The following is a 14,236-nucleotide window of genomic DNA, read 5'->3' on the forward strand; positions in this document are numbered from 1 at the left end:
GGTCTACGATCCGGTCGGGGTGCCCTGCTTCCACTGGCCGCCGGCGATCTTGGCCGCGGCAATCACCGCCTGGGTGCGGCTCTCGACGCCGAGCTTTTGCAGGATCGCCGAGACATGCGCCTTGATGGTGGCTTCGGAGACGCCGAGCTCGTAGGCGATCTGCTTGTTGAGCAGCCCTTCCGACAGCATCATCAAGACTCGGACCTGTTGCGGTGTCAGCGTCACCAGGCGGTCGCGCAGGCGCGTCATGTCGGGATCGGCGGCGGCCGATAGATCGGTGTCGGTGGGAACCCAGACGTCCCCCTCCATCACCTTGAGGATAGCGTCGCGCAAGGTCTCGACGCCGAATCGCTTCGGGATGAAGCCGGAGGCGCCGAAATCGAGCGAGCGGCGAATCGTGGCGCTGTCGTCGGAGGCCGAGACGATCACCACCGGGATGGCCGGGTATTGCGCGCGCAGATAGATCAGCCCGGAAAAGCCGGAGATCCCGGGCATCGAGAGGTCGAGCAGGACCAGATCGACGTCGGATGTCTGTTCCAGCAGCTTGGTGAGATCCTCGAACGATCCCGCCTCGTCGATCCTGGCCGAGGTCAGGACGCCCGCCACCGCTTGCCGCAACGCGTCGCGGAACAGGGGATGGTCATCGGCAATGACGAGATGGGTCGAAGGAGCGCTCATCGTTCTCTTGCTGGCATTCGCACCGGGCCAGTAGGCCGGCCCGGGGCCTTGGTCAATTCTTTCCCGACCGGCCGTGGCATGCAAGTGGGCATTATCCCTTTGCGGGAACGGGGTTAACCCATGGTCGAGCGCGATCGTGCCGGATTGAAAGGTTCGCGGCGTCAGGTGCGCGTCAGTGCGCAAGGCCGAAAGTCGTATTGGGGCGGGTTTCACGCCGATGTTACCTTGGAGCCAAGACCTGGGTCGATCCGGCATGACCGGATATCCGGGGCGCGAGGAAACGCATTTCGGGGAGCGACTCAACATGTCGACAATGGCTGTGTCTCAAGCGGGCGCTGGAGGGATGACGAAGGACGAACGGTTCGTCATTCTCGCCTCCTCGCTCGGTACCGTCTTCGAGTGGTACGACTTCTACCTCTACGGTTCGCTGGCCGGTATCATCGGAGCGCAGTTCTTCTCGGCCTATCCGCCGGCAACCCGCGACATCTTTGCGCTGCTGGCCTTCGCCGCGGGCTTCCTCGTCCGTCCGTTCGGCGCCATCGTGTTCGGGCGCGTCGGCGACATCGTCGGCCGCAAATACACCTTCCTCGTCACCATCCTGATCATGGGTCTGTCGACCTTCATCGTCGGCCTGCTGCCCAATGCGGCGACCATCGGCATCGCGGCCCCGATCATCCTGATCGCGCTGCGCCTCGCCCAGGGCCTGGCGCTCGGCGGTGAATATGGCGGTGCGGCGACCTATGTCGCGGAGCATGCTCCGAACGGCAAGCGTGGCTACTACACCTCCTTCATTCAGACGACGGCGACGCTCGGCCTGTTCCTGTCGCTGCTGGTGATCCTGTTCACCCGCACCGCGACCGGCGAAGCCGACTTCGCGGCCTGGGGCTGGCGCATTCCGTTCCTGGTCTCGGTGCTGCTGCTCGGCATCTCGGTCTGGATCCGTCTCCGCCTCAACGAATCCCCGATCTTCCAGAAGATGAAGGACGAGGGGAAGAGCTCGAAGGCGCCGCTGACGGAAGCCTTCGGCAACTGGCAGAACGGCAAGCTCGTGCTGCTCGCGCTGCTCGGCGGCGTGATGGGCCAGGGCGTGGTCTGGTACACCGGCCAGTTCTACGCGCTGTTCTTCCTGCAATCGATCCTGAAGGTCGACGGCTACACCGCCAACCTGCTGATCGCATGGTCGCTGCTGCTCGGCACCGGCTTCTTCATCGTGTTCGGCGTGCTCTCCGACAAGATCGGCCGCAAGCCGATCATCCTCGGCGGCTGTCTGATCGCGGCGCTGACCTTCTTCCCGATCTTCAAGATGATCACCACCAACGCCAACCCGGCGCTGGAAAAGGCGATCGAGTCGGTCAAGGTCGACGTGGTGGCGGATCCCGCGGGCTGCGGCGACCTGTTCAACCCGGTCGGCACCCGCGTCTTCAGTGCGCCCTGCGACACCGCACGCGCCTACCTGTCGGGCGCGTCCGTCAGGTACTCGACCGTGCCCGGCCCGGCCGGCTCCGGCGTGAAGGTGGTGGTCAACGGCAAGGACGTTGCCTACGCCAACGCCAAGGACGGCAATCCGGCGCTGCTCGCCGCCGTGCAGGCAGCCGGCTATCCGAAGCCGGGCGATGCGGGCATCGTGAAGATGTCGCATCCGTTCGACATCTTCCGTCCGCAGGTGGCCGCGACCGTCGGGCTGCTGTTCATCCTGGTGATCTTCGTCACCATGGTGTACGGCCCGATCGCCGCGATGCTGGTCGAACTGTTCCCGACCCGCATCCGCTACACCTCGATGTCGCTGCCCTACCACATCGGTAACGGCTGGTTCGGCGGCCTGCTGCCCGCGACCGCCTTCGCCATCGTGGCTTCCACAGGCGATATCTATGCGGGTCTCTGGTATCCGGTCATCTTCGCATCGATTACCGTCGTGATCGGCTTCTTCTTCCTGCCCGAGACCAAGGACGTCGACATCAAGGCGACCTGATCGACAGCACCGATCGACAATACGAACCGGCCGCGGTCTCCGCGGCCGGTTTTGTTTTGGGGCCTAATGATTGCTGCCGATGAATTGCAGCACCACTTCGCGCCGGTGCGGGCGGGCGCGATGCTCGATCAGGTAGATTGCCTGCCAGGTGCCGAGCGCGAGCTTGCCGTTCAGGACCGGGACCTGAAGCGAAGTCTGCGTCAGCATGGTCTTGACGTGCGCCGGCATGTCGTCCGGTCCCTCGGTGTCATGCGTCCAGCCGGCGTTCTCAGGCGCGAGCCGCGACAGTGCCGTGGAGAGATCGACGAGCACGGACGGATCGGCGTTCTCCTGGATCGTCAGCGAGGCCGAGGTGTGCCGGATGAACAGCGTCAGCGCGCCATCGCGCGCCTGAACCTCATTGATGAACTTCGCGGTTTCGCTGGTGAGATCGGTGAAGCCGCGGCCGGGCGTCTGCACGGTCAGCAGTGACGATGCGACGGTGGTGGCTTGCACCGACGATGGCGCCGAGCGCGTGACGGATTTGCCTGATGTCATAAGAGGTCTCGATTGATCGAACACTGCCGTCGGGTGGGCAAAGGCGCGTTGCGACGCGCCCACGTCTTCTTACGTCACGGTGGAAACATGGTGGGCACGGCGTAGGAACGCCTTTGCCCACCCTACGGCAGCTCAACGCATGGATAGCGCGAACGGGTCCTCAAATCTTCCCCGAGACATCCTTCTGCACGCGGTTGGCCATGTCGATCAGCCGGCGCCAGGCCTTTTCAAGGAACGACATCACCCGATCGACATCCTGGTCGCTCGGCAGCGGAATCTCAATCTTGCGGTCCCCCTCGGCGACCTTTGGCTCCTTCTTGAGCGGATCGGATTTCGGCAGCGCCTCGTCGATCTTGCCGGACACGGTCGGCCCCGCCGCGATCTGCCCCTTCAGCTTCTCGACCTCGGCCTGGAGCCGGCCGATCTCGGCGTCGAGCGCAGTGCGTTCGTCGGGCACCGCGTAACAGGCCCAGCCGGCGCCGTTCCTGCTGCAGGTCGATACCGTGCCGGTGCGCGTGTCGAGCCGCAGCACGCCTTCGGGGATGGGCGTCATGCTGTAGCGGCCGTTTTCGCTGTCGGGCGCGGACTGTGCGGCAACCAGGCCGCCGCCGATGGTCATCACCGCAGCGAATACCGCCGCCGCAAGCCAAGATGCTGTGGATGAATTTGATGGTCTCATCGCGCTCTCCGCCATGGCGCTTCTGCGGCTTCTCTTCAATTCTACACCCCGGCAAGGCAATCCGCCGCCCAAAACGCGCCACCGATATCAACGATCGCAGCAATCCCTTTGATCCCGCCGGCAGGACGAAATGGTGGTCGCATTCGCCGATCATGAAGAGAGCTGCTGCGGTGCGGCGTCACGCTGTGTGCAGTGTTGCCGCGCGCGCCAATATCATCAAGTAAATCAGATAGATAATAGAACGCGACGCAATCGTGACTTGGCTTGACTTGATTATGGGCCATCAGTATGGTCCGCGCGGCTTTTGAGGGTGGCGGGCGTAATTTCCATTCAGCCGCGGCGTTTCGGGTCTTCGTTGCATGACACAGGGCACGGGACACGGCGAGAATGGGGATCGCGATAAATCGTCCGAGGAAGCTGCGCTTTCCGAACGGCTCGGGAATCTTGATCAGCGGTTGTCCGAATTCCGGGACCGACGAACCAAGACCGAGCAACCCGCAGGTAACGGTGAAGACAGAGCGGCCAGAGCTTCGGCGATGGCGCTTGGTTTCCGGTTATCCTCCGAGTTGGTCGCCGGTGTCGCTGTCGGAGCGGGGATTGGCTGGGGTTTCGACCGCTTGCTGTCGACGTCGCCTTTCGGATTTATCGTGTTCCTGCTGCTGGGCTTCGTGGCCGGCGTGGTGAATGTGGTGAGAACGGCAGGCGCGGGTCAAAACAGGCGCGGTGGTTCTTAAGCGGTCCGCACCAACAGAGGAATGATCGTGCCGGCCATGCCGGTACGGGCCGGCCCGGCCGGCAGACCGAGACCCGCCGGCATTGCCCGGCAGACCAAGAGATGCCGCGCTGATGAAAATCGACCCGATCCACCAGTTCAACATCGAGCCTCTCTTCACGATCGGCCATATCGGCAGTCACACGATCGCCTTCACCAATTCATCGCTCTACATGCTGGTGGCGGTCGCGATCATCTCGATCCTGATGCTCGCCAGCGGCACGCAGCTGGTTCCCGGGCGCCTCCAGTCGGTCGCCGAAATCTCCTACGAGTTCGTGGCGTCGACCATCCGCTCGACCGCCGGCGCGGAAGGCATGAAGTTCTTCCCGCTGATCTTCTCGCTGTTCATGTTCATCTGCGTTTCGAACCTGGTCGGCATCATCCCCTACACCTTCACGATCTCGAGCCATCTGATCGTGACGGCGGCGCTCGCGCTCCTGGTCTTCTTCACCGTGCTGATCTACGGCGTCGCCAAGAACGGCCTGAAATTCTTCTCGATCTTCGTGCCCCATGGCGTCCCCGGCTACATCCTGCCGCTGGTGATGTTCATCGAGATCCTGTCGTTCTTCCTGCGGCCAGTCTCCCACAGCGTCCGTCTGTTCGCCAACATGCTGGCCGGCCACATCGCGCTGAAGGTGTTCGCGGGCTTCGTCGCCATGCTCGGCTTCTCGCTCGGCGCCCTCGGCTGGGTCGGCGGCGTGCTGCCGCTGGCGCTCACGGTCGCACTGTACGCCCTCGAGATCCTGGTCGCGTTCCTGCAAGCCTATGTGTTTGCGATCCTGACCTGCATCTACCTCAACGACGCCATTCATCCGGGACACTGAGCGGTCCGGGGAATTTCCACCCAAAACCCAATCTTTCTTCCAAGGAGTCTAAAATGGATCCGGCAGCAGCAAAACTTATCGGCGCGGGCATCGCGTGCATCGGCATGGGCGGCGCGGGCGTCGGCGTGGGCGTGATCTTCGGCAACTACCTCGCCGCCGCCGTTCGCAACCCCTCGGCCGCTCAGGGCCAGTTCGGCAACCTGATCTTCGGCTTCGCCGTGACCGAAGCGCTCGGCATTTTCTCGCTGCTGATCGCGCTGCTGCTGCTGTTCGTTCCGCTCTGAGGACGACGTTTTTCGCGCCGTTCCATTCCATTGGGACGGCGCGTGTGACTGCAACAGGAGAACTCCGTGGCTGAAAGTCATGGCGGCGCAAAAGGTCCGGCGGCGGGCGCTCACACCGAGGCTGACGGTGGTCACCACGGTGGCGGTTTTCCGCCGTTCGAGAGCAGCAACTACGCTTCACAGCTGGTGTCGCTCGCGATCTTCTTCGTCCTGCTTTACGTGATCGTGTCCAAGCTCGCTCTGCCGCGCGTCGGCGGTGCGATCGAGGCGCGTCAGAACAAGATCGAGGGTGACCTCGCCGAAGCGCAGAAGCTGAAGGACCAGTCCGACGCGGCGCTGAAGGCCTATGAAACCGAGCTCGCTTCGGCGCGCGCGCGGGCACAGGCGATCGGCAACGAATCCCGCGACAAGGCGAATGCGCAGGCGGAAGCCGAGCGCAAGGCGCTGGAAGAACAATTGGCGGCCAAGCTCGCCGGGGCGGAGAAGACCATCGCCTCGACCCGCGCCACCGCCATGAGCAACGTCCGCGGTATCGCGGCCGATGCGGCAGGCCAGATCGTGCAGCAGCTCGCCGGCGTCGCTCCTGACGCCGCGTCGGTCAATGCCGCGGTCGATGCGTCCTTGAAGGGTTAGTCGATATGTTCTTCGATCCTGAAACCTGGGTCGCCATCGCCTTCGTGATCCTGATGGTCGTGTTCGGCTATCTCGGCGTGTTCAAGTCGGCGATGACCGCTCTGGATCATCGCGCGGCCCGTATCAAGGCCGAGCTCGACGACGCGACACGCCTCAAGCAGGAAGCTGCCAAGGTGCTGGCCGACTACAAGGCGCGCAGTGCCACGGCCGAGCGCGAGGCTGCCGACATCATCGCCAACGCCAAGTCCGAAGCCGAGCGCATCGCGACCGAAGCCAAGGCGAAGATGGAAGACTTCGTCGCCCGCCGCACCAAGACCGCGGAGAGCAAGATCGCGCTCGCCGAGGCCCAGGCGCTGGCCGATGTCCGCGCCGCAGCCGCGGAAGCCGCCGTCCAGGCCGCCTCCACGATCCTGTCGCAGTCGGTCAAGGGCCAGATCGCCGACGACCTGCTCGCCAAGGGCATCAACGAGGTTCGGCAGAAGCTGAACTGAGGGTTTTGCCTTCACCAGTCAAAAAGCCGGCGCGTGAGCGCCGGCTTTTTTGTTTGACGGTGTCTGTAGCCAGAAATTGGATGTCATCACCCGCGAAAGCGGGTGATCCAGTATTCCAGAGACAGCAATCGCATACGGAGAAGCCGCGGCGTACTGGATGCCCCGCCTGCCGCCTTCGCTAAATCTTCGGCGGCCCTGCACTGTCAGTCCCGGCGAAGCCTTGGCGTAGCCGGGTCGCGGGGCATGACAGCGGAGCCCGAAGCCTACTTCTTCTTCCTTGCCTTCGGCTCGGGCGAGAGCGCCTGCGGGTCGAAGCCGACATAGAAGATGTAGGAATCGGCGACCTTGGCCGAAGGCATCGGATAGACCAGATCCTCGGCGACGAAGGTGAAGGGCACGCTGCCGCCCTCCGACATCTCGACCGTGGTCCGGTAGGCCTTCGAGGCGATCACCTTCTCACCGACGCCGCCCTGCACCACGGCGATGCGCAAGGGCACCTCGACGGTCGCGGGCGCACCGGCGGGACCTGCGATCACCCGCCCCTGGATGCCGATGCGGGCCGTGATGCCCTCGGCACTGCGGGCGCATTCGCGCGCCATCTTGGTGATCGTGGCCTGGAAGCGGATCTCATTGCCGACGGCCGGCTTGCCGGCGGCGCCGACCGCGTAGGTCGAGGCCCCGGCGCGCACCGTGACCTGCGGGCAATCGACCTCGTCCTCGGCCGGCTGGCCGGGCGCAGGCGGCGGCTTGGGCTGGGCCGCCTCGTCGGACTTGCCGCCGAACAGGCTCTTGAAGCGGTCGGTGAGCGACTGGGCCGCCACCGGCGAGACCGAGGCGAGCGCGACCGACAGCGCCAGCGCGATCCCCGTCCCCCGCCGCAACGCATTCCGCGATGACCGAAGCTCCCTCACCATCAACGCCGATACTCCATGACAATTCTCCGGCCGATCGCCGGCCCGGCCAGCGGTTTATATCGTCAAAATCGGCGAACCCAAGGCGACGCGACGAGACTTTGGTTACATGAATGGAGGGGTCAGCCGCGGAAATCCTCGTGCAGCAGGCCGAACAGCAGGTGGTCCTGCCAGACCCCGTTGATGCAGAGATAGCGGCGCGCCAGGCCCTCGCGGGAGAAGCCGCACTTCTCCAGCACCCGGATCGACGGCGCATTGGTGGGAATGCAGGCGGCCTCGACCCGGTGCAGATTGAGCTCGCCGAACAGCGTCGGCAGCAGCACCCGGAGCGCCGCCGTCATGTAGCCGCGATGGGCATGAGGCTTGCCGACCCAGTAGCCGATGGTGCCGGCCTGGACGATGCCGCGGCGGACATTGGCGAGCGTGATGCCGCCGACCATGGCGCCGTCGAGCTCACGGAAAATCAGGAAGGGATAGGAGCGGTCCGCGGCGATGTCCTCGGAATAGCGCCGCAGGCGGCGGCGGAAGCCGGACCGGGTCAGGTCGTCCGACGGCCAGATCGGCTCCCAGGGCGTGAGATAGTCGCGGCTGGACTCGCGCAAATGCGCCCACTGTATGAAGTCCGACATCTGCGGCGCGCGCAGCAACAGGCCGTTGCCGCGCGGCGCGAGGGCGGCGGGTCCACTGGACGGCAGGCGAAACAGGGCCATGGTGATGCTTCCCGGGGCAGATCAGCCCGTGCGCCGCTCCTAATGCAGCCGCGCCTTGGCACGTGCCCGGGTCAATCCTTCCGCAAAAGACACCGCCGTGTCCAGACCCCTGCCACTGCCTAATGCGACAACTGCAGGGCGGCTCCGCGAAAGCAGCGCACGCGCGGCATCCCGGGTCGATTCGACGCTGACGGCGTCGATCCGGGCCACCAGTTCCTCGACCGTCTGCGGCCGGCCGTAGGCCAGCACATGCCGGGCCAGCTGCTCGGCGCGGGACGAGCAGCTCTCCAGCGCCATCAAGAGGCCCGCCTTCATCTGCGCCTTGGCCCGCGCGATCTCGGCCTCGGTCAGCGTCTCCACCGAATCATTCATGATGTCGACCACGACCTCCATCATCTCCGGCGCGTCGGCCGGATCGGTGCCGGTGTAGAGGCCGAAGAAGCCCGTGTCGGTATAGGGCGCGTGGAACGAGTAGATGGAGTAGCAGAGGCCGCGCTTCTCGCGCACCTCCTGGAACAGCCGTGACGACATCCCGCCGCCGAGGACGTTGGTGAAGACCTGTAGCGAGAACAACGACAGATCGCTCTGCGGCACGCCTTCCAGCGCCAGCGTCAGATGCGCCTGCTCGAGTTCGCGATGCACCACCTTGGCGCCGCCCTTGCCGAACTGGGCGGCTTGCGGCTTCGGACCCGGCGTCCCTTCGAAACTCGCAAAGCGCTTCTCGACCTCGGCGACGACCTGCTTGTGATTGACCGCACCGGCTGCCGCCACCACCATGTCGGGGCCGCGATAATGCGTCGACAGATAACCGCGCAGCATGTCGCGGGTGAAGGCGCGCAAGGTCTTGGCGGTGCCGAGCAGCGAGCGGCCCATCGGCTGGTCGGGATAGCAGAGCTCGTTGAGATGCTCGAACACGACGTCGTCGGGCGTGTCCTGCGCGGCACCGATCTCCTGCACGATGACGTTCTTCTCGCGCTCGAGCTCGTCGGGCTCGAAAGCGGGATTGGCGAGGATGTCGGCGAGCACGTCGAGCGCGAGCGGCACGTCGGCCTTCAGCACCCGCGCATAATAGGACGTGGTCTCGGTCGAGGTGCCGGCATTGAGGTCGCCGCCGACCGCCTCGATCTCCTCGACGATCTCGCGCGAGGAGCGCTTGGTCGTACCCTTGAACGCCATGTGCTCAAGCAGATGCGAGATGCCGTGCTCGTTCGGCTTCTCGTCACGACCGCCGACACCGGCCCAGACGCCGAGCGCCGCGGTCTCGAGATGGGGCATCTCGTCGGTGACGACGGTCAGGCCGGAGGCAAGCTTGGACATCTCGACACTCATCCGGCAACTCCCTGTTTTGCGGCCCGGCTGACCGACAGCACGAACCGCTCGACCTCGGCCTGATCGTTCTTCATCACCTTCATGTGTTCGGATTTGGTCATGAGACCGTCGAGCCAGGCGGGCAATTGCGGCCGCTGGCCGCAGGCTGCCTCGACCGCATCGGGGAATTTGGCCGGATGGGCGGTGGAGAGCACGATGCTCGGCACCGTCGTGTCGGTGGTGTCGCGGTCGGCGACCGCGAGCGCGACCGCGGTATGGGGATCGACCAGCTCACCCGCCTCGCGCCAGGCGGCGCGGATCGCTGCCGCGGTTTCGGTCTCGTCGGCGCGGCCGGCGTCGAATTCTTCACGGATTGCGGCCAGCATCGCGTCAGGCAACACGAAGCGCCCCGACTGCTTCAGCGAGTCCATCAGACGGCGCACGCCGGCCGCATCGCGCCGGCCGGCCTCGAACAGCAGCCGCTCGAAATTCGAGGAGATCTGGATGTCCATCGATGGCGACGCGGTGGCATGCACCTCGCGCACCTCGTAGATCCCGGTCTTGAGCGTGCGCGCCAGGATGTCGTTGACGTTGGCGGCGATGCGCAGCGTGCGCACCGGCAGCCCCATGCGCTTGGCGACATAACCGGCAAAGATGTCGCCGAAATTTCCGGTCGGCACGACGAAATCCACCGTGCGCGCCGGCGCACCGGCGGCGACGGCGGAGGTGAAGTAGTAGACCACCTGGGCGACGATGCGCGCCCAGTTGATGGAGTTGACGCCGGAGAGCGAGGTCGCATCGCGGAAGCGATGGTTGTTGAACATCCCCTTCACGAGCGCCTGGCAGTCGTCGAAATTGCCCTCGATGGCGAGCGCATGGACGTTGGCCGCGCCTGTGGTCGTCATCATCCGCTGCTGCACTTCGGAGATGCGGCCGTGCGGGAACAGCACGATGAGATCGACATTCTCCAGGCCCGCGAACGCGTCGACCGCGGCGCCACCGGTGTCGCCGGAGGTCGCGACCACGATGGTGGTGCGCTGGCCGCGCTTGGCGAGCACGTGGTCCATCAGCCGCGAGATCAGCTGCATCGCCACGTCCTTGAAGGCGAGCGTCGGGCCGTGGAACAGCTCCAGCACGAATTGATGCGGCGTCATCTGGCGCAGCGGCACCACCGCCGGATGGCGGAAGGTTGCATAGGCTTCGTTCGCCATGCGGCCGAGCTCGGCATCCGAAATCTCGCCGCCGGCGAACGGACGGATCACGTCGACCGCGACCTCCCAATAGGGGCGGCCGAAGAAGCCAGCGATGGCCTCGGTCGAGAGCTGCGGCCAGGTCACCGGCACATACAGGCCGCCGTCACGGGCAAGCCCGGTCAGCATCACGTCGCAGAAGCCGAGTTCTGGGGCCTCGCCCCGGGTCGAGATATAGCGAGTCAAACTGCCCTCCAAAGGCCGGCCGGCCTTGAGCCAGATCCATAAGCCTTTGATTTCATGAAACTACTTGTTAACGGCCAGAGGCGTTGTGCCACCATAAAGTGTTTTGCGGCATCGGGAAACCGCTTCCCGTCCGTGCCCCGCTCAACGAAAAAGGGCTGCGGCGATGCCGCAGCCCTTCTCTTGGAAGGTCTGTCGTTGATTTGTGCAGACCGGTTTGCCTCCTGCGGGTTGCCGACCCGCCAAAACTGTCGGCCAAGTTTTCGGCGCCCGTCACGAAATCGTCAAGAGCCAAAACGGCGGGGGCAAGAAAATGTTCCTATTTTTCCCGGAACGGTTCGAGCTTCGCAAAGGCATCCCGGCGCGCGCTCGCGCGCCACTGCCGCTTTTTCCCGAAATTTTGGGTGTTTCAGGAACGAATATCAGTCCGGCCCATTGTGTCGGCGGATGGTGTCGGCGCGGTCCAAGCATTGCCCGGCTACGCGCCGAGACCCGATCCGCCCGGCCGGACCGGCTGCATCCTGGAGCAGCCGGTTCGGTGCCGGGCCCGGGCATCAGCTCATCCCGATTTCCACCGCGATCCTGATCAGGTCGGAATGGTTCTTGGCGCCGAGCTTCTGCTTCAGCAGGGACGTGGTGTTGGCCACCGTCTTGTAGGAGATGCCGAGCGCCTCGGCGACCTCGACGATCTTGTCGCCACGGCCGAGCAGGCGGAGAATCTCGAGCTCCCGCGGCGTCATCTGCGAGGCCGGATTGGCCTTGATCGCCGCACCGGAGAACGTGACCGCCTCCGCGAGCTGCGGCGAGATGAAATTGTCGCCGGCGACCACCTTGCGAACCGCCTTGAGCAGAATCCGGGGATCGTCGCCCTTGGAGACATACCCCTGCGCACCAAGCTCAACCGCCCGCACCACGAAGGCCGGATCGTCGTTCATGCTGAACATGATGATCTTGGCATCCGGGTCGTCCTTGCGGATCCGCCGCATCAGCTCGAAGCCGGAGACGTCGGGCAGGCTGATGTCGATGACGGTGACGTCGGGCCGCTTGCTGATATAGGCGCGATGCCCGGATTTGGCGTCGGTCGCCTCGTCGATACGGATCGAGTGGTCGGACGCGAAAAGGGTGCGGCATCCTGACAGCACCACGGGATGGTCGTCGACGATCAGAACTCGGGTCGCCGGTTTGGCGGTATCTTGCATCGCGCGCTCTCTCGTTTTTCGACTCATAGACCGGCGGGAACAAATGGAAAGAGCAAATCCCGTCAATGCGCGTTAGAATTGACCTAATGTGGCAGCGGCTCTCATTCAGAACACAATTGTTTCTCCCGCTCGGCTTGAGCTTCCTTGCCGCGCTGGTCATGGGCGGCGTGCTGCTCCAGACCTTCGCGACGGGGCAGCTTGCCGACGAGAATGAGCCGGGCCGGCGCTCGACCCGGACCGTCGCCGAGGCGCTCAACAACAGCCTGAGGGCCTCGAACGACCCGCGGAAGATACTCGATGCATTTGTCCATTCTTTGGACAGCTCCTCGGATATTCAATTCCGTTCAGTGGAAGCGGGTCCCACGCCCCCTCCAAAGGACAGCCTGCGTGATCTGCATGGCGTGCCGCATTGGTTCGTGGACCTGATCGCCATCCCGGAGATGGACGCGGCATCTCCCGTCATCATCGACGGCAGGCGCGTCGGCGACATCGTGTTCATGCCGGATCTGTCAGCCGATCTGTTCGAGAAATGGGTCGGCTTCCTGGCACTGACGAGCCTCATCGCCGTGCTGATGATCCTGACCGGGATCATTGCCTATCTCTTTGCGGGATCGGCGCTGCGTCCCCTGCAAGATCTCGGCGCGGGCCTCACGCGAATCCGGCGCGGCGACTATGCAACGCCTATCCCGGTCGCAGGACCGCAGGAGATCCGTCAGAGCTGCGAGGAAGCTAATGCGCTGGCGATGACGCTCGCGCAATTGAGTCAGGATAATCGCGACCTGCTGCACCGCCTGGTGTCGCTCCAGGACGACGAGCGGCGCGATCTCGCGCGCGAGCTGCACGACGAGCTCGGACCGCTGCTGTTCGGCATCCGCGCCGGCACGATCGCGCTGAGCGAGGCTTCGCCGGCGGGAAATCTCGGCAACCGGGCGCAGGAGGTGATGCGATCGGTCGAGGCGCTCCAGCAGACCAACCGCCGCATCCTCGACCGGCTGCGGCCACTCTACATCGAGGAATTGGGGCTCGAGACCAGCGTGCAGACGCTGCTCCAGAACTTTCGCAGACAGGCGCCGCATATCGGCCTGACGGCCGCGATCGATCCGGGTCTGAACGAGATCGACCGACCGCTGGCCCAGACCGTCTATCGCCTGATCCAGGAGGCGCTGACCAACGTGCTGCGCCACGCCGGGGCGAACAATGCCCATGTGCTGGCGACCATGGCCGGCGAGGTGCTCACGATTGAGATCTCCGACGACGGCGGCGGCTTTCCCGCCGACAACGTCTTCGGCCGCGGCCTGACGGGCATGCACGAGCGCGTGCGCGCGCTCAGCGGATCGCTGTCACTGCTGCGCGCGGACGAGCGCACCTATGTGCGCTGCCGCCTGCCGGTCGGAGCGGCGCGGGACGAGCCTGCGGCCGGCTAGCACGCACCATCGGCATGCGGGGACTGCTCCGCCGGCTCGCACAGGGTGCTGTAGATCTTGCCTTCGGGACTGAAGCGAAACGAGGCGTGGATACGCAGCGAGCCCGCGACGGAATATTCGAGATCGATGCCATGCGGCACCGGACTGATCTCCTCCAGGCCGAAGCCTGCCGACGAGAAGGTGCTGAGCCGCGGTCCCCAATAGGTTTCGAGCTCGCGCCGTCCGCGATAATGCCGCTCGCCGTTGCACATGCATTCGACCCGGGCGTCGTCCGCATAGAGATCGAGTAGCGTCGCGAGATCGCCCTTCCGGCAGGCGTCCACCCAGTCGACGACAATTCCCATCTGGTCGAAATCGCTCACACCAAAATCCTGTCTGCCGCGA

The 14,236-nt window shown here is 64.7% G+C and carries 17 protein-coding genes; 7 read left to right on the forward strand and 10 right to left on the reverse strand.

Translation table 11 applies throughout. The features are described from left to right. Positions 1–3: 3 nt before the first annotated feature. Positions 4–678 (reverse strand): response regulator, encoded by a 675-nt coding sequence (locus BJ6T_RS41395; protein ID WP_014498490.1) that lies wholly within the window; start codon positions 676–678, stop codon positions 4–6. 343 nt (positions 679–1,021) lie between these two features. Here BJ6T_RS41395 and BJ6T_RS41400 point away from each other — a divergent pair, with 343 nt between their 5' ends. After that, positions 1,022–2,647 carry an MFS transporter gene (locus tag BJ6T_RS41400; protein ID WP_014498491.1) on the forward strand — a complete coding sequence of 542 codons (1,626 nt, stop codon included), beginning with the start codon at positions 1,022–1,024 and terminating at the stop codon, positions 2,645–2,647. A gap of 63 nt (positions 2,648–2,710) precedes the next feature. Here the strand turns inward: BJ6T_RS41400 and BJ6T_RS41405 are convergent, their stop codons facing one another. The 3 genes from BJ6T_RS41405 to BJ6T_RS47860 all read right to left on the reverse strand — a co-directional run bounded on the left by BJ6T_RS41405 (position 2,711) and on the right by BJ6T_RS47860 (position 4,147). Further along, positions 2,711–3,184, reverse strand: coding sequence for a secondary thiamine-phosphate synthase enzyme YjbQ (locus BJ6T_RS41405; protein WP_014498492.1), 474 nt, complete (start codon positions 3,182–3,184; stop codon positions 2,711–2,713). A gap of 160 nt (positions 3,185–3,344) precedes the next feature. Further along, positions 3,345–3,863, reverse strand: coding sequence for a hypothetical protein (locus tag BJ6T_RS41410; RefSeq protein ID WP_028170201.1), 519 nt, complete (start codon positions 3,861–3,863; stop codon positions 3,345–3,347). Between the two features lie 41 nt (positions 3,864–3,904). Next, positions 3,905–4,147 carry a hypothetical protein gene (locus tag BJ6T_RS47860; protein ID WP_014498494.1) on the reverse strand — a complete coding sequence of 81 codons (243 nt, stop codon included), beginning with the start codon at positions 4,145–4,147 and terminating at the stop codon, positions 3,905–3,907. Between the two features lie 75 nt (positions 4,148–4,222). Between BJ6T_RS47860 and BJ6T_RS41415 the strand changes: the two genes are divergently transcribed. The 5 genes from BJ6T_RS41415 to BJ6T_RS41435 all read left to right on the forward strand — a co-directional run bounded on the left by BJ6T_RS41415 (position 4,223) and on the right by BJ6T_RS41435 (position 6,867). Next, positions 4,223–4,597, forward strand: a complete 375-nt coding sequence (locus BJ6T_RS41415; RefSeq protein WP_014498495.1) for an AtpZ/AtpI family protein — start codon at positions 4,223–4,225, stop codon at positions 4,595–4,597. Between the two features lie 112 nt (positions 4,598–4,709). Then, a complete protein-coding gene (locus BJ6T_RS41420) occupies positions 4,710–5,459 on the forward strand; it encodes a F0F1 ATP synthase subunit A (RefSeq protein ID WP_014498496.1) in 750 nt (249 codons plus the stop codon). A 53-nt stretch (positions 5,460–5,512) separates the two neighbouring features. Beyond that, a complete protein-coding gene (locus BJ6T_RS41425) occupies positions 5,513–5,743 on the forward strand; it encodes a F0F1 ATP synthase subunit C (protein WP_007599451.1) in 231 nt (76 codons plus the stop codon). 66 nt (positions 5,744–5,809) lie between these two features. Next, positions 5,810–6,376: a F0F1 ATP synthase subunit B gene (locus BJ6T_RS41430; RefSeq protein ID WP_014498497.1), complete on the forward strand. Its 567-nt coding sequence runs from the start codon at positions 5,810–5,812 to the stop codon at positions 6,374–6,376. A gap of 5 nt (positions 6,377–6,381) precedes the next feature. Further along, positions 6,382–6,867 (forward strand): F0F1 ATP synthase subunit B family protein, encoded by a 486-nt coding sequence (locus tag BJ6T_RS41435; protein WP_014498498.1) that lies wholly within the window; start codon positions 6,382–6,384, stop codon positions 6,865–6,867. A 263-nt stretch (positions 6,868–7,130) separates the two neighbouring features. Here BJ6T_RS41435 and BJ6T_RS41440 read toward each other — a convergent pair whose 3' ends face one another. The 5 genes from BJ6T_RS41440 to BJ6T_RS41460 form a co-directional block, all read right to left on the reverse strand. Next, positions 7,131–7,781, reverse strand: coding sequence for a hypothetical protein (locus tag BJ6T_RS41440; RefSeq protein WP_028170202.1), 651 nt, complete (start codon positions 7,779–7,781; stop codon positions 7,131–7,133). 119 nt (positions 7,782–7,900) lie between these two features. Next, positions 7,901–8,488 carry a GNAT family N-acetyltransferase gene (locus BJ6T_RS41445; protein ID WP_014498500.1) on the reverse strand — a complete coding sequence of 196 codons (588 nt, stop codon included), beginning with the start codon at positions 8,486–8,488 and terminating at the stop codon, positions 7,901–7,903. A 39-nt stretch (positions 8,489–8,527) separates the two neighbouring features. Further along, entirely contained in the window at positions 8,528–9,817 is a 1,290-nt protein-coding gene (locus BJ6T_RS41450; protein WP_014498501.1) for a M16 family metallopeptidase, read from the reverse strand. Then, complete coding sequence (gene thrC / locus BJ6T_RS41455) at positions 9,814–11,232, reverse strand: threonine synthase (RefSeq protein ID WP_014498502.1); 1,419 nt, start codon at positions 11,230–11,232, stop codon at positions 9,814–9,816. The genes BJ6T_RS41450 and thrC overlap by 4 nt, the downstream gene beginning before the upstream one ends. A gap of 551 nt (positions 11,233–11,783) precedes the next feature. Continuing rightward, complete coding sequence (locus BJ6T_RS41460) at positions 11,784–12,428, reverse strand: response regulator transcription factor (protein WP_014498503.1); 645 nt, start codon at positions 12,426–12,428, stop codon at positions 11,784–11,786. An 86-nt stretch (positions 12,429–12,514) separates the two neighbouring features. Between BJ6T_RS41460 and BJ6T_RS41465 the strand changes: the two genes are divergently transcribed. Continuing rightward, positions 12,515–13,852, forward strand: coding sequence for a histidine kinase (locus BJ6T_RS41465; protein WP_014498504.1), 1,338 nt, complete (start codon positions 12,515–12,517; stop codon positions 13,850–13,852). Here BJ6T_RS41465 and BJ6T_RS41470 read toward each other — a convergent pair. Continuing rightward, positions 13,849–14,214, reverse strand: coding sequence for a nuclear transport factor 2 family protein (locus BJ6T_RS41470; protein WP_014498505.1), 366 nt, complete (start codon positions 14,212–14,214; stop codon positions 13,849–13,851). The genes BJ6T_RS41465 and BJ6T_RS41470 overlap by 4 nt on opposite strands. Positions 14,215–14,236: the final 22 nt, after the last annotated feature.

The sequence above is a fragment of the Bradyrhizobium japonicum USDA 6 genome, assembly GCF_000284375.1.
GTDB classification, from domain to species: Bacteria; Pseudomonadota; Alphaproteobacteria; order Rhizobiales; family Xanthobacteraceae; genus Bradyrhizobium; species Bradyrhizobium japonicum.